This is a genomic window from Streptomyces spirodelae (assembly GCF_017676385.1).
GTDB classification, from domain to species: domain Bacteria; phylum Actinomycetota; class Actinomycetes; order Streptomycetales; family Streptomycetaceae; genus Streptomyces; species Streptomyces spirodelae.
Map to the genome: position 1 here is coordinate 313,170 of NZ_JAFFZN010000003.1, position 20,202 is coordinate 333,371.

The 20,202-nt window shown below is 72.0% G+C and carries 14 protein-coding genes and 1 pseudogene; 9 read left to right on the forward strand and 6 right to left on the reverse strand.

The window, feature by feature from the left end:
* Positions 1-6: 6 nt before the first annotated feature.
* Together JW592_RS05585 and JW592_RS05590 are read left to right on the forward strand one after the other, a co-directional pair.
* Entirely contained in the window at positions 7-3,669 is a 3,663-nt protein-coding gene (locus tag JW592_RS05585) for a BTAD domain-containing putative transcriptional regulator (protein ID WP_209263731.1), read from the forward strand.
* Positions 3,670-3,862: 193 nt separating this feature from the next.
* A complete protein-coding gene (locus tag JW592_RS05590) occupies positions 3,863-5,428 on the forward strand; it encodes a vWA domain-containing protein (RefSeq protein ID WP_209263732.1) in 1,566 nt (521 codons plus the stop codon).
* Positions 5,429-5,459: 31 nt separating this feature from the next.
* Here the strand turns inward: JW592_RS05590 and JW592_RS33140 are convergent.
* Together JW592_RS33140 and JW592_RS05600 are read right to left on the reverse strand one after the other, a co-directional pair.
* A pseudogene (locus JW592_RS33140) lies at positions 5,460-5,699 on the reverse strand (transglycosylase family protein); the annotation flags it as partial.
* Positions 5,700-5,746: 47 nt separating this feature from the next.
* Positions 5,747-6,577: an endonuclease I family protein gene (locus JW592_RS05600; RefSeq protein WP_209263733.1), complete on the reverse strand. Its 831-nt coding sequence runs from the start codon at positions 6,575-6,577 to the stop codon at positions 5,747-5,749.
* A 334-nt stretch (positions 6,578-6,911) separates the two neighbouring features.
* Between JW592_RS05600 and JW592_RS05605 the strand changes: the two genes are divergently transcribed.
* Genes JW592_RS05605 through crcB form a run of 3 tightly spaced genes read left to right on the forward strand, consistent with a single transcriptional unit; the run spans position 6,912 to position 8,199 of the window.
* Positions 6,912-7,403, forward strand: coding sequence for a fluoride efflux transporter FluC (locus tag JW592_RS05605; RefSeq protein ID WP_372446457.1), 492 nt, complete (start codon positions 6,912-6,914; stop codon positions 7,401-7,403).
* Complete coding sequence (locus JW592_RS05610) at positions 7,400-7,828, forward strand: DUF190 domain-containing protein (RefSeq protein WP_209263734.1); 429 nt, start codon at positions 7,400-7,402, stop codon at positions 7,826-7,828. The genes JW592_RS05605 and JW592_RS05610 overlap by 4 nt, the downstream gene beginning before the upstream one ends.
* Positions 7,825-8,199, forward strand: coding sequence for a fluoride efflux transporter CrcB (gene crcB / locus JW592_RS05615; RefSeq protein WP_209263735.1), 375 nt, complete (start codon positions 7,825-7,827; stop codon positions 8,197-8,199). Before JW592_RS05610 ends, crcB begins: the two co-directional genes overlap by 4 nt.
* 22 nt (positions 8,200-8,221) lie before the next feature.
* On the opposite strand, the gene JW592_RS05620 is transcribed toward crcB, so the two are convergent.
* Both JW592_RS05620 and JW592_RS05625 read right to left on the reverse strand, forming a co-directional pair.
* Positions 8,222-8,629 carry a pyridoxamine 5'-phosphate oxidase family protein gene (locus JW592_RS05620; protein WP_209263736.1) on the reverse strand — a complete coding sequence of 136 codons (408 nt, stop codon included), beginning with the start codon at positions 8,627-8,629 and terminating at the stop codon, positions 8,222-8,224.
* A gap of 20 nt (positions 8,630-8,649) precedes the next feature.
* Positions 8,650-9,720: a PucR family transcriptional regulator gene (locus tag JW592_RS05625; protein WP_209263737.1), complete on the reverse strand. Its 1,071-nt coding sequence runs from the start codon at positions 9,718-9,720 to the stop codon at positions 8,650-8,652.
* Between the two features lie 264 nt (positions 9,721-9,984).
* Here JW592_RS05625 and JW592_RS05630 point away from each other — a divergent pair, with 264 nt between their 5' ends.
* The 3 genes from JW592_RS05630 to JW592_RS05640 all read left to right on the forward strand — a co-directional run bounded on the left by JW592_RS05630 (position 9,985) and on the right by JW592_RS05640 (position 17,560).
* On the forward strand, positions 9,985-10,599 hold the full coding sequence (locus JW592_RS05630; RefSeq protein WP_209263738.1) for a hypothetical protein: 615 nt from the start codon (positions 9,985-9,987) through the stop codon (positions 10,597-10,599).
* A 74-nt stretch (positions 10,600-10,673) separates the two neighbouring features.
* Positions 10,674-12,599, forward strand: a complete 1,926-nt coding sequence (locus JW592_RS05635) for an SPFH domain-containing protein (protein ID WP_229375212.1) — start codon at positions 10,674-10,676, stop codon at positions 12,597-12,599.
* A gap of 83 nt (positions 12,600-12,682) precedes the next feature.
* Entirely contained in the window at positions 12,683-17,560 is a 4,878-nt protein-coding gene (locus tag JW592_RS05640; RefSeq protein ID WP_209263739.1) for a DNA repair ATPase, read from the forward strand.
* 113 nt (positions 17,561-17,673) lie between these two features.
* Here JW592_RS05640 and JW592_RS05645 read toward each other — a convergent pair whose 3' ends face one another.
* Both JW592_RS05645 and JW592_RS05650 read right to left on the reverse strand, forming a co-directional pair.
* Positions 17,674-17,868, reverse strand: coding sequence for a DUF397 domain-containing protein (locus JW592_RS05645; protein ID WP_209263740.1), 195 nt, complete (start codon positions 17,866-17,868; stop codon positions 17,674-17,676).
* A complete protein-coding gene (locus JW592_RS05650; protein WP_209263741.1) occupies positions 17,865-18,737 on the reverse strand; it encodes a helix-turn-helix domain-containing protein in 873 nt (290 codons plus the stop codon). The genes JW592_RS05645 and JW592_RS05650 overlap by 4 nt, the downstream gene beginning before the upstream one ends.
* 156 nt (positions 18,738-18,893) lie before the next feature.
* Between JW592_RS05650 and JW592_RS05655 the strand changes: the two genes are divergently transcribed.
* A complete protein-coding gene (locus tag JW592_RS05655; protein ID WP_209263742.1) occupies positions 18,894-19,334 on the forward strand; it encodes an ATP-binding protein in 441 nt (146 codons plus the stop codon).
* The last annotated feature ends 868 nt before the right edge of the window (positions 19,335-20,202 follow it).

Sequence of the window (20,202 nt, forward strand, 5' to 3'; positions counted from 1 at the left end):
CACGACATGGCGCGCCGCAGTTCGACACCGGCACCTGCCCCCGGCGGGCCCAGGTCCCGCTCGCGCTCGCGCACGCCCGTAACGGTGCGCACCCGCCGCACGTTCGGGGACGTGCTCAAGGCGTTCTGCGCGTTCGTCGCGCTGGCCGTGCTGATGGCCGGGGTGCCGCTGGCGCTCGCGTACTTCATCGGCTGGCCGCTGCCGCACCGGATGCCGTCCCTGGACATGCTGCGGGACGAGGTGAGCGTCGGCGTCTTCATCAACGTGCTGACGGTCGTGGTCTGGCTGGCCTGGGCGCAGTTCACGGCGTGTGTGCTGGTCGAGGCGAAGGCCGCGCTCTCCGGAGTCGGGCTGCCCGCGCGGGTGCCGGGCGCGGGCCCCAGCCAGTTGCTGGCCCGCCAGCTGATCACCGCGATTCTGCTGCTGGGCTCCAGCACGGCGAGCTTCGCGCCGGGGCTGACCCACCTCGGCCACACCGTGCAGCCGCACCATCCCGCGCAGACCGTGGCCAGTGCCCAACTCCTGCCTGGCCAGCAGCGTCCGGCCGGTGCCGAAGACCGGCCGGAGGCGGGCGGTACGCATGTGATGGGCGGGGGCGGCTCGGACACGGTCGTACTGGCCGGGGGCGGCAGCGGCGGCGAGCGCGCGGGCACGGCGCGGCAGGCGTCGGCGCACGGTGACACCTCCCGGGCCGGGCAGACGAAGTTCTACCGCATCCAGCCCCCGGTGGGCCGCCACCACGACTCGCTGTGGGAGATCGCCGAGCGGCACCTGGACGACGGCCGCCGCTACAAGGAGATCTACCGCCTCAACAAGGACCGGGTGCAGCCGGACGGCTCCCGGCTGTCGGAGGCCAGTCTCATCCGGCCGGGCTGGATCATGGAGATGCCCGCCGACGCACACGGCGGCGAACTGGTCGAGATGCCGGACGACGCCCAGGAGCTGGGTCCCGAGGAGCGTGCCCAGTACGAGCGTTACCAGGAGCACGGCTCAGGCCGCGACGCGGGTGGCCGTGACGCGGGCGACCGTGGTGACGACGGCCGTGGTGACGACGGCGGGCAGCGGCAGGACCGGCCGTCGCACAAGGAGCGGGACCGGCCGGCCCAGGACGAGCCCACCACCCCTGACGGCGACGCGTCGCAGGACGGTGCCGACGACAATCCCGCGATGGAACCGAGCGTTCCGGAAGGGAGCGACAGCAGCGACAAGGACGGCAGCGACAGCGGCCACGACGGTGACAAGGGCGCCGACAGCCAGGCTCCGACCCAGCCGGACCAGGAGATTCCGGAGACCCCCGACGACACCGGTCCGGGCAGCAAGGACACCCCGGAAGGCCGGCACGACCAGGGGCACGGGGAGCAGGACCAGGACGCCGGGGACGGCTCCGATGTCGAGGTCAGGCCGGACTCGGAGGAGAAGCTGGAGGTTCCGCCAGGGGCGCACTCGCCCGACCGGCAGGAGCAGTCCGTTCCCGAGACCCCCGCCGAGCAGCAGCCCACCCGCACCGACGACCTCGGCGACTCGGAGGACGACGACGGGCTGCCGGGACCCGGCATCTCCCAGCCCTCCGACATCCGGCCCGGCGCCCAGGACACCCGGCCGGGCGATGCCGCCGACGGCGACGACAGGACTCCGGGCGAAGGCGGCGCCCGCAGCGACAGCGACAGCGGCGCCCGCAGCGACAGCGGCGGTGACGACGACAGCGATGGTGGCGGTAAGGGCGGCCGTGGCGGCAAGGGCGCCGGCACCTCGACCGACCTCGACAACGCCGAACTCCCGGACGGCGACGGCACCAGTCGGCTCGACCGCTCCTCCGAAGCGGCGGACGACAACGGCGCGCTCGGCCCTGTCGGGCTGCCCGAAGCGCTGCTCGGGGCGCCGCTGCTGGCGGCCGGGGTGCTGGCCGCGCTGGGCCGCCGGCGGCGGTCGGCGCTGTGGCGCGCTGTCACCGGCGGCGGACGGCGCTCTCCCGGCGACGACTTCGCGCCCCCGTCCGACCCCGCGGCGCAGGCCCGTGACGCCCTTCTGGCCGGGGCCGACCCCGCCGCCGTACGCTTCCTCGACCGTGCGCTGCGCGGACTGGCCGAGGACCTGGCCGACGAGGGGCGGCAGCTCCCCGTCGTCTATGCGGCCTGGCTGACCGGGCAGGACCTGCACCTGCAGCTCGCCGAGGAGTCCGAACAGCCGCCGGCGCCCTGGCGGCACGGCCAGAACACCAGCTTCTGGACCATCCAGCGCGCCCACACCCGCTTCGACGTCGACACCAGCGGCCCCTCGCCCTACCCGGCGCTCGTCAGCCTCGGCCTGCGCGGCCAGGCGCGGCTGCTGCTCAACCTGGAGTCGGTGCCGGGGCTGGTCTCGGTGGCGGGCGACGAGGAGCGGCGTACCGCCGTACTGGCCTCCGTCGCCGCCGAACTCGCCACCGGCAGCTGGTCCCAGGGCATGGAGGTCACCCTCGTCGGATTCGGACAGGAACTGACCGCGCTGGCCCCCGAGCGGGTGCGGTACCTGCCGGAGGTGGGGGAGCTGCTGCGGGAGCGGGAAGGCGTCGACGCGCCGTCGCGCCACCGGAACGCCGCGCCGCAGGTGGTGCTGATCGGTGTGGAGCCCGGCGCGGCCGAGGCCCGCCGACTGGCGGCCCTCGCCACCGAGAGCGGGGGACCCCGAGTGGGCTTCGTCGTCGGAGTGGCCGGCGGACGGCTGCCCAGCGTGGTGTGGGAGTTCACCGTCGACGCCGAAGGCACGCTGGCCGCACCCCGGATGGGACTCGAGGTGCGGGCCCAGCTGCTGCCCGAACAGCTGCGCGCCGCGGTGGTGGAGCTGTTCGCCGACGCCGACGACGAGCGCACCGGAGGCGGCCAGGGCCCCGGCTTCCGCGTGGACCTGAGCGAAGGCGGCCGCCCCGCGGTGTACGCGCGCATCATGGGCAGCTACGACGTCACCGGTATCGAGCCGCCCGAGGAGTCGCGCACCGCTCTGCTGCACGAGGCGCTGGCACTGCTGCTGCTCAACCGGGACGGCGTGCACCCCCGCGTGCTGTCCTCCGCGCTGTGGCCCAAGGGTGTCACCGACGATGTGCGGGACGCGCTGGTCGAACGGCTGCGCGGCTGGCTGGGTATCGAGACCGACGGCACGCCCCGGCTGTCCACCGACAAGGACGGGCGGCTGGTGCTGCGCCGCTCCGTCGTCTCCGACTGGGACGTGCTGCGCACCCTGCACCACGGCTGCACCGGCGAGCGCGGGGCGAAGCTGGCGCCGCAGGTGCGGCGCCAGAAACTGGCCGAGGCGCTGGAGCTCGCGCGCGGACCGCTGCTGGCCGACCGCCCCGAGGGGCGGTACGGGTGGCTGGCGTACGACGTCGTCGAGGCGCAGCACCCGCTGCTCGTCGCCGAGATCGGGCTGGCGCTGTGCGCCGAGCACCTCAGGTTCGGGGAACCGGATGCCGCGGTGCACGCCGTGCGGGCCGCCATGCGGAGCGCTTCGGCGGACGAACGGCTGTGGGACGCGTTGCTGCGGGCCGCGCACGCCACGGGCGAGCGGGGCGTCCTGGACGAGGCGGTCAGCTGGGTCACGGACCGCGCCGCCGAACTCCACGGCCCCGAGCGGGGCCTCCCACCCCGAACCCGAGCCCTCCTGGAAGAGCTCGCCCCGGGGGCGTACCTGCGCTGACGGCTTGCGGGTGGCGGAACCGCCCCGGCGGAACCGCCGCCCACAACGGGAACGCGGAACCGGGAACGCGGAACCGGGAACGGGGCGAGGGGCTCGGATTCGTCATCAAATCGCGACCAATCCCCCGGGTCCCAGCGGGGTCGGGGACCGTCACATCGGGGCACGGAGCCGAAAGACGGTGTGAGGGGATGCGATGAAACGGGGATGGGCGGCGGCAACCGTCGTAGCGGTGGCCACAGCAATGCTGGCCGGATGCACCGGCGGCGGCTCACACAACACGGAGACGGCCGACTCGGCGGCCAAGGGCGGCCCCGGGGCACCCGGCCACGCGGAGGGTGGCGCATCAGTGGCGCCGGGGGAGGTGGCCCCGACAGAGCCCTCCGCGCCCGAGGACTTCCGCTCGACGTTCGCGCTGGATGTGGACACCGCGTCCTACAGCTACGCCCAGCGGACTCTCCGCGACGGCGCGCGGCCCGCGCCGCGCACCGTGCGCACCGAGGAGTTCGTCAACAGCTTTCCGCAGGGGTACCGGCGGCCGAAGGGCGACGGTTTCTTCGTCTCGGCGGACGGCGCCCGCACCAGCGCGAAGGGCTGGTCGCTCATGCGGATCGGGCTGGCGACCAAGAAGAGCGATCCGAAGGCGCCGCGCCGCCCTGCCGCGCTCACCTTCGTCCTGGACGTCTCGGGGTCGATGGCCGAGCCGGGGCGGCTGGACCTGGTCAAGAGCGCGCTGCGGACGGCGGCGGGACAGCTGCGCGGCAGCGACTCCGTCTCCCTGGTGACCTTCAGCGGTGAAGCCGAGACGGTGCTGCCGATGACGCGGCTGGACGACGGGGGCCGGGCCAGGCTCAAGGCTGCCGTCGGCGAGCTGGAGCCGCAGTCGAGCACCGACCTCGGCGCGGGGATGAAGGAGGGCTACCGGCAGGCGGCCGAGCATCGGCGCCCGGGCGCCACCAACCGGGTCGTCCTGATGTCCGACGCGCTCGCCAACACGGGCGAGACCGGAGCCGACTCGATCCTGGCCGACGTCGCCAGGCACCGTAAGGAGCAGAACATCTCCCTGTTCGGGGTGGGTGTGGGCAGCGACTACGGCGACGCTCTGATGGAGCGCCTCACCAACAAGGGCGACGGCAGCACCGTCTACGTCTCCACCAGGAGAGAGGCGCGCGAGGTCTTCGTCGGGCAGCTTCCCCGCAACATCCAGCTGCGCGCCCGCGACGCCAAGGCGCAGGTGGTCTTCGACCGGAAGGCGGTGGACGACTTCCGTCTGCTCGGCTACGAGAACCGCGCGGTGGCCGACGAGGACTTCCGGGACGACTCGGTGGACGGCGGCGAGATCGGCCCCGGCCATACGGTCACGGCGCTGTACGCGGTCCGGCTGAAGCACGGCGCCAGGGGACGGGCGGCCACCGCGACGGTCCGCTGGCTGGACCCCGACAACCGCAAGCCCCACGAGGAGTCGCGCGAGGTCTCAGCGGCCGCGCTGAGCGGTGCCGCCCTGTGGACGGGCGAGGAGGTCTCGCCGTATCTGCGGCTGGCGGCGGTCGCCGCCTACTTCGCTGACGCCCTGCGCAGCGGGGAGGGCGGCGCCGAGTCCGGGGGCGAGCCGCGGCCCGCGCGCGCTGAGGCCGAGCCGGTGCCGGGCGCGCCGACGCTGGAGAAGCTCCGCGCCCAGGCGGACCGGCTCGCCGAGGAGCCGGGGCTGCGTTCGGCTGCCGGGCTTGCGAAGAACATCAGCCGGGCCCGCAGCGCGCGCTGAACGAGGGGGTACAAGGGCCACATGGCCCGCGCGCTCGGGGGAAGAGGCGCGGGCCGCCTGCGGCCGCCCAGCTGGAGTTGTTGAACTGGAGGCCGCCGTAGTAGCCGTTTCCGGTGTTGGCGTGCCAGTTGCCCGAGGACTCGCACTGGGCGACCTTCTCCCAGGTGTCCACCGAGGCGGCCTGTGCGCCCGTGGCGGAGACCAGCGGGATGGCGACTGCGGCGCCCGCGACACCGGTCACGGTTGCGATACGGACGGCCTTGCCGGGGATCGGCCGCGGGTGGGGCCACCAGGGGCGGCCCCACCCGCGGGTACGGCTCAGGACCAGATGGCGTCGACCCACTCCGGGTGGTCGACGAACGGGTTGCGGTTGTGCTGGAACTGGTCGTATATGACGTCGTTCCGGCGCTTCTCGAAGGCGTCGGGCGGGTCCTGCTCGTTCCACTTCTTCAGCACCGACAGCCGGCCCATGGCGGGTGCCGAGCCGTTGTCCACCTTGTCGTTGGGCTCCAGGTCGGGGAAGGAGTCCTCGCCCTCGTAGCGGACGGCCATGTAGAGGACCATGCGGGCCACATCGCCCTTGACCGCGTCACGTGGCTCGAAGGAGTCGCCGTCGGTGTGGTTGCCGGGCGCCTCCTCGACCTCACCGCCGCCCTCGTCGAAGTCCTTGTTGCCCCGGGTGCTGTTGACCGAGGCGTCGGTGGGGCGCAGATGGTGGATGTCGGTTCCGGGACCGGTGGCGGTGCCGAAGTCACCGTGTGACTTGGCCCATACGTGCTCGCGGTTCCACTGGTCGGCACCGCCGCCGTTGTCGTCCGCGCTCTGCGAGCGGCCGGTATAGAGGAGGACGACGTTCGAGGAGTTGTCCGGGTCCTTGTCGGTGGCCTTGAGCGCGTCCCACACCTGGTCGTAGGAGAGCGCGTCGGATTTCTCGATGATGCCGTGCAGTGCCGACTTCAGCTCCGGGCCCGTCTTGCCCTCGGCGTCCTTGTAGTAGTCGGCGGGCGCGTCGTTCGCGGAGGTGGGGGAGACAGGGGTGGCCGGTGAGTCGGGGGTGAGGGGCATGGCCGTGGCCGGTGTCTGTGGAGACAGTGCCAGCAGTGCGGCGGTGCCGACGGCGGCGGCCAGAGGAGCGCGAGTAGCACGCATGGGGGGTCCTCTCGATGGCACGGGCCGCCCCCGGAGTCAACTCCCCCGAGTGCGCCCCGTGTTGGCATGGGACGGGGGGAGCCTGCCAGATTTTCGAACACGCGCAAGGGGGTCGAACGCCCAGGCTCTCTCCCTCGGTGCCGTGTGGGCCCGCCGCCTGCGGGTGCGAGGCGCCTGGGGCGGGCGTTAATCTGGGGGTGCGGCGACCCTCGGTCCCCGCACGGCGGTGGGGCCCGCCGTCAGCCAACCGCAGCAACGGTGCCGCCAACGGTCCCTGCTTGCGATGACGCGCGCCCGTGTGGTGCCCGGCGAGTAGGAGACAGGTGTGGAGAAGGTGTCGGGGCGCCCCGCGTGGCCACTGCGAGAACCGGTGCGGCGCCCACGTACGCCCGTGGTGCTGCGCGGCCAGGGCCCGGTTGTCGCCGTCGTGGCCCTCGGCGGCGCTCTGGGAGCCTGCGCCCGCTACGGCGCCGCCCTGCTGTGGCCCACCCCGTCCGGCGCCTTCCCCTGGACGACCCTGGTGGTGAACGTCGCCGGGTGCGCCGTCATCGGGGTCTTCATGGTACTGATCACCGACGTATGGGCAGCCCGCCCCCATGCTTCGCACGGGAGGTACCTCCACCTCCTACGGCCCTTCTTCGGGACCGGCGTGCTGGGCGGCTTCACGACCTTCTCGACCTATGCGGTGGAGACCCAGCGGCTGCTGGACGCGCAGGAGCCCGGCACCGCGCTGGGCTACCTCGGGCTGACGCTGGTGGGCGCCGTCTCGGCGGTCTGGCTCACGGCGACGGTCACCCGCCGGCTGCTCACAGGGAGGCTGCGATGACGGACTCGGCACCCGGACCGGCGCAGGCGCACGGAGCGCTGCGGCTGACGGTGCTGGTCGGTGAGAACGACCAGCACCACCACCGGCCCGTGTACGCGGAGATCGTGCACCGGGCGCACGCGGCCGGACTGGCGGGCGCCAGCGTCTTCCGCGGCGTCGAGGGCTTCGGCGCCTCGTCCCTGGTGCACACCACCCGGCTGCTGTCGCTGAGCGAGGACCTGCCGGTGGCCGTCGTGATCGTGGACGAGGCCGCCCGCATCCGGGCCTTCCTCCCGGAGCTGGCGGAGCTGACCCGCGAGGCGCTGGTGCTGCTCGACGAGGTGGAGGTCGTCCGCTTCCCGGCCCGCGACGCCGGAGCGGGGGACAGCGGGGCAGAGGACGCCAGGGCGAAAGACGGCGGGGCCGGGGGCAGGGCGGGCGCGTGAACTGGCTGTTCGTGATCGTCGGAGCGGCCGCTGGGGCGCCGCTGCGCTATCTGACCGACCGGGCCGTACAGGCCCGGCACGACGCGCTCTTCCCCTGGGGCACGTTCCTGGTGAACATCGCCGCCTGTCTGCTGCTGGGCCTGGTCACCGGCGCGGCGCTCGCGGGGGCCGCCTCCTCCGCGGTCCAGCTGTTCCTGGGCACCGGGCTGTGCGGAGCGCTGAGCACCTACTCGACCTTCTCGTACGAGACGCTGCGGCTCGCCCAACAGGGCGCGGGCCGGTACGCGCTGCTCAATGTGGCGGCGAGCTTGTCGGCCGGACTGGGCGCCGCCTTCGCGGGTGTGACGGCGGCCCAGGCGCTCTGGGGCTGAACGCGGCGCCGGCCGGGCGCTGTCACCAGCCCGGCGGCCTGGCGTTGCCCAGTACGCGGGTGACGGCGATCTCGATGACGACCCGGTCCGGGTTGGGCCGCGGCGGCTTGTAGCGCCGGGTGTACCGCTCCTCGGCGTCCGCGACCGACTCGGGGTCGTCCCGGATCACCGCGGTGCCCTCCAAAGTGCACCAGTCCCGCCCCTCGGCCTGGCTCACCGCCACCCGTGCGCCCCCCGGCCCCGCGGCCAGCACATTGCGCACCTTCTTGCTGGAGCGGCTGCTGATGACCCTCGCGATCCGCGTCGCGGGGTCGTAGGTCACCCCGACCGGGACCAGGTGCGGGGTGCCGTCGGGGCGCGGCGTGGTGAGGAAGCCGATACGGCGCTGCTCCCAGAAGCCGGGCGCCTCGGGGGAGGTCTGAGTGCTCATGGGCGGAACGCTACCCGCGGTCAGGCCGTGCCCAGCGGGGTGGCGGGCCAGCCGAGCAGCCGGGCGCCGATCACGGCGGTCTGCAGCATGTAGCGGTGCGCGGGGTCGGTGGGGCTGGCCCCGGTGAGCTGGTGTATGCGCTCCAGCCGGTAGGTGAAGGCCCGCACGCTGAGCGACAGCCGGCGTGCCGCCTCCGCCGCCACACAGCCGGAGCCGAAATAGGCGGTGAGCGTCTCCAGCAGCGGTTCGGGCCCGCCGCGCGCCGCGGTGAGCGGGCCCAGCGTCGCCTGGACGAGATCGGCCATGGCCTGGCGGTCGCGGGTCAGCACCGGGTAGACCAGCAGATCGGCGGCGTAGAGCACCGGTTCGCGCAGCTCCAGCCGGGCCCCGAGATCGAGCACGCTGAGGGCCTCCTCGTACGACTGCACCACGCCACCCGGACCCGGCTGGACGCGTCCGATCGCCACCTGGCCGCCATCCATCGCCGCGTAGCACTGCTTGGCGAAGTAGGTGAGGACCTCCGGCTGATCGCCGGGGCCGACACAGAGCAGCCGCCCGTCCTTGGTGGTCAGCAGGATGCCGCGGTCGTGGAAGCGGGCGATCAGCGCGCGTTCGACCTGCCGCGCCACCGGATGCCCCTCGTCGTAGGCGGCCGGGCCGTGCGCGACGGCCACCGCATGGGTGTGCGAGAGCCGCAGCCCGAAGCGCTCGGCGCGCTCCGCGAGCCGCCCCAGGTCGCTGCGCCCGTGCAGCAGGTCGTCGATGAACTCCCGCCGGGTGGCCTCCTCCTGGCGGACCGCCTGGCGCTGCGCGCGCTCGTATCCCTCGGCCACCGCGTCCACCACCTGGTGCATCCCGGCCAGCAGGCTGTCCGGGTCGCCCGGCAGGGACGGCCAGGCGGTGCGCGCCGCCTGCAGATGGGCACTGACCAGGTCGCGCAGCCCGTGTCCCGCGTCGGCCGCGCGCTCCCCCAACTCCCGCCGGGTCTCCAGCTCGTCCCGTTTCAGGCGGCGGCCGGTCGCGCAGACGTCGGCCAGGAGAGCGACGTATCCATCCAAGTAGGTCTCCGGTATGCGCGCAGCGCCACTCACCCGTATCTCCGCTCTCCTGATGCTCTGTTGACGGTCCCCTGACGCCGTCCGGCACGGAGACACTAGAGAACTCTGCCGGGTTCCGGCAATGCGGGGGCGGTGCTCCCGAGGCCAGAATTCTTCCCGAGGGGGACACCACGGGGGAATCCGGGGGGAATCCGGGGGGAAACCGGGGGACGCCTCAGTGCCGCGAACCGGCAGGGGGATGCCGTGCACCGGCAGGTCGCGGCACTGAGGCAACGGGGGACGACGGAGGGGTTGGCCATGGGAATGTTCGTTCGAACGGCCCTGGCCTTCCCCACCGTCGTATTCTCCGCCGCTCTGCTCGTGGTCCTCCTCTGCTGGATTCTCGTCGCCGTCGGCGCCGCATACCCGGAGGGCTTCGAGGGCCCGTTCGGGTCCCGGGTCTGGGGGCTGGGCGGCCTGCCCGTCGCCGTGGGGTTCTCCCTGCTGACGGCCGGGGCATGGCTGCTGAGCCTGACCGGAGGGGCACTGCTCGACGACGCCCGGCTGTCGCCGGCACAGCACTCGGCGGCCGGCGCCGGACTGCTGGTCGCCGCACCACTGGCCACCTGGCCGCTCGCCCGGGCGGCCGCGCGCGGGGCGGCCAGACTCCTGCCCGCGGACACCGGCCCCTCACGGCAGGATTTCGTCGGCCTGACGTGCACCGTGCGCACCCGCTGGGTGGACGAGCGGTTCGGCCAGGCCGAGGTCACCGCCGAGGACGGCTCCAGCGCGCTGGTGCAGGTGCGGCAGAACGGTACCGGCCGGCTGACGCTGGGCAGTACGGGCCTGCTGTACGCGTACGACGACGAGGGCGAGTTCTTCTGGATCGCGCCCTATGAAGCGGCGCTCGATCCGCGCCGCGCCCTCGGCTGACCGGCACCGGCACCGCCCGGCGCCGCCGGTCCGCACTGCTCCGCACATCTCATCTTCTTCGCAAAGGTCGTCACATGGATACCTTCTCGCTGGGCCTCGGCGTGCTCGTCGCCGCCGTCCTGCTGATCACGCTCGCCGCGCTGCTGGTCGTCTCCCGGCTCTTCCGCAAGGTGGAACAGGGCCGTGCGCTGATCGTCTCCAAGATGCGGAAGGTCGATGTGACCTTCACCGGACAGGTCGTCCTGCCCGTGCTGCACAAGGCCGAGGTCATGGACATCTCGGTGAAGACGATCGACATCTCCCGCACCGGCCGGGACGGGCTGATCTGCAAGGACAACATCCGCGCCGACATCCGGATCTCGTTCTTCGTTCGCGTCAACAAGACCGTCGAGGACGTCATCAAGGTCGCGCAGGCCATCGGCACCGAGCGGGCCAGCGACAAGGGCACCCTCCAGGAGCTGTTCAACGCGAAGTTCTCCGAGGCGCTCAAGACCGTCGGCAAGCAGCTTGACTTCGCCGACCTCTACACCAAGCGCGACGAACTGCGCGACCGCATCATCCAGGTCATCGGCACCGACCTGAACGGCTACAGCCTCGAAGACGCGGCCATCGACTACCTGGAGCAGACGCCGCTCGCCCAACTGGACGCCGCCAATGTTCTCGACGCCCAGGGCATCCGCAAGATCACCGAGCTGACGGCCGCCGAGCACGTACGCACCAACGAGTTCCAGCGCGGCGAGGAGAAGGAGATCACCCGGCAGAACGTCGACGCCCGGGAGGCCATCCTGGAGCTGGAACGGCGGCAGGCGGACGCCGAGATCAAGCAGAAGCGCGAGATCGAGACCGTACGGGCCCGCGAGGAGGCCGAGACGGCACGCGTCGTGGAGGAGGAGCGGCTGCGCGCCCAGGCCGCTTTCCTGCGCACCGAGGAACAGCTCGGAGTGCAGCGCGAGAACCAGAACCGCGAGATCGCCGTCGCCCAGAAGAACCGTGAGCGGGTCATCGCCATCGAGAACGAGCGCATCGAGAAGGACCGGCTGCTGGAGGTCATCGCGCGCGACCGCGAGACGGAGCTGACCCGGATCTCCGCCGAGAAGGAGGTCGAGGCGCAGAAGCGGGACATCGCCGAGGTCATCCGCGAACGCGTCGCCGTCGACCGCACCGTCGCCGAGCAGGAGGAGTCCATCAAGAAGCTGCGCGCCGTCGAGGAGGCCGAGCGCGAGCGCCAGGCCGTCATCATCGCCGCCGAGGCCGAGGCGCAGGAGAAGCTGGTCAAGGACATCAAGGCCGCCGAGGCCGCCGAACAGGCCGCCACGCACAAGGCCGCCGAGGAAGTCACCCTCTCCGAGGCCCGGCTGAAGGCGGCCGACCTGGACGCCAAGGCCAAAGCACGGCTCGCCGAGGGCATCCAGGCCGAGAACGCCGCCGCCGGGCTCGCCGAGGTCCAGGTGCGCGACAAGGAGGCCGAGGTCCTGGAGAAGGCCGGGCGCGCCGAGGCCGAGGCCGTCGCCGCACGCCTGCGCGCCGAGGCGGAGGGCGCACGCACCAAGGCGCTGGCGGAGGCCGAGGGGCTCAAGGAGAAGGCCGAGGCCATGGCGGCGCTGGACGAGGCGTCCAGGGAGCACGAGGAGTACCGGCTGCGGCTGGAGGCCGACAAGGACGTACGGCTGGCCGGGCTGGACGTCCAGCGGCAGCTCGCCGAGGCCCAGGCCGCCGTGGTCTCCAAGGGGCTGGAGAGCGCCGACATCAACATCGTCGGCGGCGAGTCCGTCTTCTTCGACCGGCTCGTCTCCGCCGTCTCGCTCGGCAAGAGCGTGGACGCGTTCGCTGAGAACTCGCAGACGGTGCAGGCCCTCGCCGGGCCGTGGCTGGACGGCAGCGGGGATTTCACGGGTGACCTGAAGGAGGTGCTGGGGTCTTTCACCACGGGTGACGTCCAGAACCTGAGCGCCTCGGCGCTGATGGCGAAGCTGATGAAGAACGGTTCGCCGCAGGGGTGACTTCTGAGGAGGTGGTGCCCCCAGGGCGCAGGGTGGGCGAGCGCAGCCCTTTGGTGCCGAACGAAAGCGAGAAGGAGTCAGCAATGGAGACCGGTACGTACGAGGTGCTGCGGGACCGGCTTGCAGCGCAGGCCGAAACGCTCGCCCGGCGGGCGGAAGAGCTCAACACCCTGCGTACCGAACAGTTCGGCGCCCGGCGGCTGGAGCTGGAGGACACGGCGCGGCTGCACACGGCGCGGCCCAGCCTGCCCCGCGACATCGTGGCCGTGGGGGAGCGGCTGCTGTTCGGCTACCACGCGGACGACCAAGCAGGGATCGCCGATGTGCTGTCCCTGCACGACCGGGAGCTCAACCCGCTCCCGGCCGACGCGGTGCCCGGGCTGCTGGACGACCCGGACTTCCAGCGCGAGTTCGCCGCGCTGCACCGCTACTACCGGCACGCCAGACTCCTGCGGCTGCGCCCGGTCGAGGGCAAGCTGCTGGCCGTCTTCCAGACCGGCGAGAGCCCCACCGATATCCGCGTACTGCGCTGGGCCCTCGCCCAGGACGGCGGCAGCGCCCGGTTCCTGGACGCGCGCGGCGAGCGTGACCACGCCTTTCCGCCGGCGCAGGACCTGGAGTGGACCGAGGCCACCCGCGAGGAACACGTTCCCGGACGCCATCCGCATGTCGACGTCGGGGACGGCTGCTACGTCTCGACCGTCGGCGGCTTCCTCACGGTCAAGGACGAGAACGACACCGAGAGCGGTGACGGGCTGCACCGTGAGCCTGTCACCGACCCCCTCCAGTCGCTGGCCGACGCCGAGATCGCGCACGCCCGGGTCGGGCCGCTCACGCTGCTGCGGGTCAGGCCCTACAAGGAGGAGCAGTGGCGCTATCTGGTCGTCAACACCCTGACGAGGCAGGTCGTCAGGGTGGACGGGATCGGTGCGGCCTGCCGTCGGCTGCCCGGTGACAGCGGGCTGGTCTTCCCCGGCGGCTACTACCTGACCTCTGGGCAGTGGAAGACCTTCGACGCCGTCGACACCACAGGTTTCCGCTTCGAGTCCGCCGTCCACGCCCCGAACGGGGAGGACGTGCTCTACGCCTTCCACGCGCCCCAGGAGGGCGGCCGCGATCTGCTGCTGTCGTACAACACGCTGCGCCAGCAGGTCACCGCGCCGCTGGTGTGCAAAGGGCACGCACGCTTCGGCGACGGGACGCTGGCCGTGCTGCGCGCGGACGGCGACCTGCGTGCCGAGCCCGCACGGGTGCACACGTTGCAGACCTGGATCTCCCCCTACCTGTCCGACACGGCCGAGGCGGACCGGCAGGCCGCGGCCGGGCCGCTGGCCCGGATCGGGAACCGGGAGCTGGTCAGCGGAATCTCCGCCTGCCTGGCCGTCGCCCGCGGTGCGGCCCCCGCCGACACCGAGCCGACCGCCGAGAGCTACCGCGCTCTGGTCACCGCCTGCGAACGCACCGCTGACAGCCACCCCTGGCTCGGCGACCAGGAGACCGGCGACCTGCGCACCCCGTTGGCACAGGTCCGTGGCACCGCACGGCAGGTGCTCGCCGAGTACGAGACCGTACGGGAGCTGGCCCGGCAGGCGGCCGAAGCGCTGGAGGCCGCGGCGGCACGGCTGGCCTCCGCGCTGCGGCGGCTGCGCGGCGAGACGCCGCGCTCGGCCGCCGAGTGGATCGAGGGGCTGACCGAACTGCGCACAGCCCAGGGCAAGCTGCTGGGCTGCGCGGAGCTGCGGTACGCCGACACCGCACGCGCGGCCGAACTGGCGGCCGAAGCCGAGCGGGAACTGGACAGCTTCGCGCTGCGCGCCGTCGAACAGCTCCGCGGTGAGGACGCCTTCGCCGGCTACCACCGCGACATCGAGGAGTTGATCGGGCAGGCACAAGACCTTCAGACGGCTGCCGAGGCCGAGCCGGTGGCCGACCGGCTCGGTGAGCTGGACGACGGATTGCGTACCGTCTCCGAGGTGATCGGCGGGCTGGAGGCCGGGGACGCCACCGTCCGCACCGCCGTACTGGAACGGGTCTCCGAGGTGGCCGGCGGCCTCAACCGGGCCCGCGCCACGCTTCAGGCGCGCCGCCGTACGCTGCTGGCCGGCGAGTCCAAGGCGGAGTTCGCCGCCGAGTTCGCCCTGCTCGGTCAGACCCTCACCGCGGCGCTGACCGCCGCCGACACCCCGGAGCAGTGCGACACCCAGCACGCGCGACTGCTGGCGAAGGTGGAGGACCTCGAGCGGCGGTTCGCAGAGTCGCCGGACTTCCTCACCGATCTCGACACCGAACGCACCGAGATCAACGACGCGTTCGCCGCGCGCAAGCAGGCCCTGGCCGAAGCCCGGGCACGCCGTACGCAGCAGCTCGTCACCTCCGCCGAGCGCACCCTTGCCACCCTCGCCCGGCGCGCAGGTGAACTGGCCGACAGCGACGCGCTGGCCGCCTTCTTCACCTCCGACCCGATGACCGGCACCGTTCGGCGCACCGCCGCCACGCTGCGGGAGCTGGGCGAGCCCGCGCGGGCCCAGGAGCTGGAGGACCGGCTGGTGACCGCCCGCCAGGAGGCGGCGCGCGCCCTGCGGGACCGCAGTGAGCTCTATCTGGACGGCGGCAGCGTGCTGCGTCTGGGGCGCCACCGCTTCGCGGTCAACACCCAGCCGCTCGACCTCACCCTCGTCCCCGACGGCGAGGGCGGCGAGGGGTTGGCGCTCGCCCTCACCGGCACCGACTACCGGGTGCCCGTCACCGACCCCGGGCTGCTGGCAGAGCATGCCCTGGGGGAGCGGCCGCTGGTGTCCGAGTCGCCGGAGGTCTACCGCGCCGAACACCTGGCGGCCCGGCTGCTGGACGAGCACGGCCCGCAGGCCCTCGAGGAGACCGCGGACCTGGCCGTACTCGTACGGCAGGCCGCGCGCGACGCCTACGACGAGGGCTACGAGCGCGGCGTCCACGACCACGACGCCACCCTCATCCTGAGGACGCTGCTGCGGCTCGGCGAGGGCGCGGGAACGCTGCGCCACGAGCCCGCGTCGCGTGCCGTCGCGCAGCTGTTCTGGGCGCACGGGACCGAGCCCGCGCAGCGCGCCGCCTGGAGCCGGCGCGCCGTCTCGCTGGCCCGCGCGGGCGAGACCTTCGGCCCGGTGCGGGGCGCCGCACGGCTGGCGGACGAACTGGGCGCCGCCATCGAGGCGTTCATCCGGGCGGTGCCGCTGGGTGAGAGTCCCGGTACGCGGCCCGCGCAGGCGGCCGCCTACCTGCTGGAGGAGCTGACCTGCGAGCCCGGCGGCTTCGTCCTCGGCGCTGAGGCCCGCACGGTGCTGGAGAAGTTCCGGCACACGGTCGGCACCGACGCCTACGAGGCGTACACCGCCGATCTGGCGGCGCTCGACACCCCTGCCGAGCGGCACCAGCTCGCCACCGCGTGGCTGGGCTCCTACGCCCGCTCCAGCGGCACCGAGCCCGCACCCGGAGAGCTGGCCGAGGCCGTCGCCGCGCAGCTGTGCCCACGGCTGGAGCGCTACGACGCCGACGCGCCGCCGTCCGCCACCGTGACCGGGCTGCTCGGTACCCACCCCCGTATCCAGGACGGCGAACTCACCGTGCGGCTGGATGAGTTCCTCGCCCGCACCATCGAGTTCCGCACGCACGCCGTACCCGCCTTCCGGGAACACCAGCGCCGCCGCCTGCAGTTGGTCACCGAGGAGCGGGAGCGGCTGCGGCCGGCCGACTACCGGCCGCGTGCCCTGCCCGGGTTCGTCCGCAGTCGGCTGATCGACGAGGTCTGGTCCCCGCTGATCGGCGAGAACCTGGCCAAGCAACTGGGTACCGAAGCGGGCACGGGCGCCCTCGGCGGCCTGCTGCTCCTGCTCTCTCCGCCGGGCTACGGGAAGACGACGCTGCTGGAGTATGTGGCCGAACGGCTCGGTCTGCTGCTGGTCAAGGTGAACGGCCCGGCGCTCGGCCACGCCGTCACCTCACTCGACCCCGCGCAGGCGCCCGACGCCGCAGCGCGGCAGGAAGTGGAGAAGGTCAACTTCGCGCTGAAGGCCGGCAACAACACGCTGCTGTACGTGGACGACATCCAGCACACCTCGGCCCAGTTCCTGGAGAAGTTCATCCCGCTGTGCGACGGCACCCGCCGCATCGAGGGCGTGTGGGACGGCGAACCGCACACCTACGACCTGCGGGGCAAGCGGTTCGCCGTCTGCATGGCGGGCAATCCCTACACCGAGTCCGGCAGCCGCTTCCGCGTCCCCGACATGCTCGCCAACCGCGCCGACGTATGGAACCTGGGCGAGGTGCTGACGGGCAAGCAGGAGGCGTTCGCACTCAGCTTCGTCGAGAACGCGCTGACCTCCCACCCCGAGCTGGCCCCGCTGGCGGGCCGGCCCCGTACGGATCTGGAGCTGCTGATCGCCCTCGCGCGGGGCGACAGCGCGGCGCGGCCCGACCAACTGTCCCAGCCCTGCGCGCCCGCCGAACTGGAGCGGGTGCTCGCCGTCCTGCGCCATGTGCTGACGGTGCGTGAGACGGTGCTCGCCGTCAATCGCGCGTACATCGCCTCCGCGGGGCAGACCGATGCGAGCCGCACGGAGCCGCCGTTCCGGCTGCAGGGGTCCTACCGGACCATGAACAAGATCGTGCAGCGGGTGCGGGGTGTCATGGATGACGCCGAGGTCGCGGCCCTCGTGGTGGACCACTACACCGCGGAGGCGCGGACCCTTTCGGGGGGCGCCGAGGCCAACCTACTCAAGCTCGCCGAACTGCGCGGGGCGCTCACGCCCGAGGGAGCCGCCCGCTGGGCGGACATCAAGCGCGCCTACGTCCGCACCCAGGCACTCGGCGACACGGAAACGGACCCCATGGCCCGCGCCGTCGCCGCCCTCGGCCTCCTCGCTGAGCGGGTCGCCGCCGTGGAGACGGCCATCACCCGCGCCACGGGTGCCCCCGAGGGCCGCTGAGCGCGGTTGTGCCAACAACGTAGCGGATGGCGGACGCGGGCGGGCCGGCTCCCCGCCCGTACCCCTGAAACGTCACCTGCTCAGGGGGTGACGATTTCAGGGTATGGGTCGGGTCAGGGCTGCTCGACCTCCACCGCGTGGGCAGTGAAGGCCGCCCAGGCGCTGGGGGAGATGGTGAGGGGGCGGAGGTTGGCGTCCTTGGAGTCGCGGACGTGGATCGCGTGGGCCTGTGTGGCGACTTCCACGCAGTTGTCGCCGTCTCCACTGCTGTAGCTGCTCTTGAACCAGCTCAGGTCCGTAGTCGTCATAGCGCTCCTCGCAGTTGTTCCAGCAAGCTCACCGTAGCTCGGCAGTCCAGGGCCTGAGAACGGAGCTTGCCATAGCGCTGGAGGAGCACGCTGACATCACCGGCGGTCGCGATCAGGTTGCTCGACTGGTGCCCTTCCGTATAGCCGAACCACCGATGCTCCTCGGTTTCCGCCAGGTACAGCTGACCGTTGGACCCCGCGTGGTCCTCCTGCCGGAGCGGCATCACCTGGATCTCCACATTGGTGAGCCGACCGACCTCCAGCAGGTGGTCGATGAGGTGCTTGGTCACCGAGTCCCCGCCGATCCCGCGCTCCAGAAGAGACTGCTCGACGATGAAGCTGAAGGCCGTATGGGGACGGTCCCGGAAGAGCTGCTGCCGGGCGAGCCGAGCCGCGACCAGGCGGTCGATCTCCTCCTCCGTATAAGGAGGCAACTGCCGCTCCAGTACGGCCCGGATGTACGGTTCGGGCTGCAGCAGGCCCGGGATCGCCCTGCACTCGTAGGCGCAAAGGGTGATGGCCTCCTCTTCGATGCCTGCCCATTGCTGGAACCAGGAAGCGAGTCCGGGCTTGCGCCGGAGACTCTTCGCGGCGGCGCGGAGAACTTTTCCGGCGAGCGGTCCCAGCACCACCTCCGCGCGCTGGGGGAGCTTTTCCGGGGGGAATCGCTTGCCCTGTTCGATCTTGGCGATGTAGTGACTGGAGTACCGGACGTGCGGGCCGAACTCCTCCTGGGTCAAGTCCGCTTCGAGACGCAGAGCTTTGAGAACCGCGCCGTAGATCTTGAGACCTTCGGAGATTTCGGGTCCGGGCTCGGGTTCGCCGGGGGCCGTTCCGGCGTTTGGTTCCTGTCCCTCGGGCGACGTCATTGTCGAATGCCTTCCGTGCTGGATGCCCTTCCCCGCTCTCAACCCGCCTAGGATCAGGGAAAGTTACGCGCCCAGTACAGGCCACGCACCAGTACATTTGGTTCTGTACCATCGCAGTTCCTGCTCCTGAGGCGGCGCCCCCGCGACGCTGGCCTTATGCGAACGACGACTCGGAATGCACTCCCCGGCAGCACTGCGCAATTCGTACAGCGGTTCTCCGCGACCCGGCGCGGTGCGCGCCTCGCACGGCGGCTGGCCGCGTGTCAACTCGATGCCTGGGGCGTGCCCTATGACGACCCGCTCTCCGAAAGGGTGACCCTGATCGTGGCGGAACTCAGTGCGAATGCCGCATTGCACGGGCGGGTCCCGGGGCGGGATTTCGCATTGCTGCTGGCGTGTGACGTGAGAAGCGGCCAACTGCGGATCGAGGTCTCGGACACGCACCCGGTGCGGCCGGTGCGGCGTACACCGGGTGGCATGGACGACGGCGGGCGCGGTCTCGTACTGGTGGACGCGCTCGCTTCCCGTTGGGGCATCGCTGAGCGGCTGGGCCCGGGTAAAACGGTCTGGGCGGAGATCGACGTTCCGGCGGCCTGACAACGGGCCAGGCGTGGCGCGACGACCGGGGGCCGCGAGCCGCACTCGGTGAGAACAGAAACCCACGTGAAAGTTGCCTTCCGTGTCTTCACGTATGGGTCCGCGGTCATCTACGCTCCGTGCACCGAAGTTGGCCAGAGGGGGACGACTTGGGCACTGGGGGGAAGCGGCAACACGTACCGGCGTCGGCTGTGAGCAAGGCCGAAGGGGCGGTGGCACAGTCGCAGCAGGCATCACGTGCACGTCAACTGAGGGCTGAGAAGCGACGCCTGGAGCAGGAACTCATTCCTCAGGCACGCCGCAGAACGAGTGCTGCCGTGGAGCGATGCGCGAGGCTCCCGCAGGTTACGGGCAGCCGTTACGAGCAGGCGCGAAAGGCGGCTGTACGTGCTTCGACAGAGCTCAAGGCTCTGAGAGATCGCCTCATGCGGATAGAGAGAGAATTGGTGGCGCTGCCGAATCAACGCCTTTTTGCCGGATTGAGCGTCGCGTCCGAAGAGAAAGCGCTGGTGAGGCGTAACCGGAGCGCTTCGCAGAGGGAGAAGCCGGACCGGGAGCCGAGAGCCCGCCAGGCGCAGGCGCGTCGACGGCTCGCAGAGGACATAAGCGGATACGGCGATCCGGTGCCGGATCCGGCCCTGACGATGGACCCGGCGACCCAGCCGTACCGGGGTGATCGAGCTCGAAGACGCTGGGAGAAGTGACGTGAGCGGGCTCCGATCTCCGAATCGTACGAGAGGTCGGCCCACGCCGCCGGAGCTGATCAGCCCCGGTGTGAGCAAGCACTCGGGTGTGCCGCGCGATCGGCCGAGCGCATCCGACAGCTGAGCGTCATCCACGGAACCGGGCGCGAGATCACGTGGGCCTC

Excerpts from the sequence above, each read along its gene's own strand:
- JW592_RS05610 (WP_209263734.1), top strand. The coding sequence starts at position 7,400 with ATGACGGACTCGGCACCCGGACCGGCGCAGGCGCACGGAGCGCTGCGG.
- JW592_RS05600 (WP_209263733.1), bottom strand. The coding sequence starts at position 6,577 with ATGCGTGCTACTCGCGCTCCTCTGGCCGCCGCCGTCGGCACCGCCGCA.
- JW592_RS05630 (WP_209263738.1), top strand. The coding sequence starts at position 9,985 with ATGGGAATGTTCGTTCGAACGGCCCTGGCCTTCCCCACCGTCGTATTC.
- JW592_RS05640 (WP_209263739.1), top strand. The coding sequence starts at position 12,683 with ATGGAGACCGGTACGTACGAGGTGCTGCGGGACCGGCTTGCAGCGCAG.
- JW592_RS05635 (WP_229375212.1), top strand. The coding sequence starts at position 10,674 with ATGGATACCTTCTCGCTGGGCCTCGGCGTGCTCGTCGCCGCCGTCCTG.
- JW592_RS05650 (WP_209263741.1), bottom strand. The coding sequence starts at position 18,737 with ATGACGTCGCCCGAGGGACAGGAACCAAACGCCGGAACGGCCCCCGGC.
- JW592_RS05590 (WP_209263732.1), top strand. The coding sequence starts at position 3,863 with ATGAAACGGGGATGGGCGGCGGCAACCGTCGTAGCGGTGGCCACAGCA.
- JW592_RS05585 (WP_209263731.1), top strand. The coding sequence starts at position 7 with ATGGCGCGCCGCAGTTCGACACCGGCACCTGCCCCCGGCGGGCCCAGG.
- JW592_RS05655 (WP_209263742.1), top strand. The coding sequence starts at position 18,894 with ATGCGAACGACGACTCGGAATGCACTCCCCGGCAGCACTGCGCAATTC.
- JW592_RS05620 (WP_209263736.1), bottom strand. The coding sequence starts at position 8,629 with ATGAGCACTCAGACCTCCCCCGAGGCGCCCGGCTTCTGGGAGCAGCGC.
- JW592_RS05645 (WP_209263740.1), bottom strand. The coding sequence starts at position 17,868 with ATGACGACTACGGACCTGAGCTGGTTCAAGAGCAGCTACAGCAGTGGA.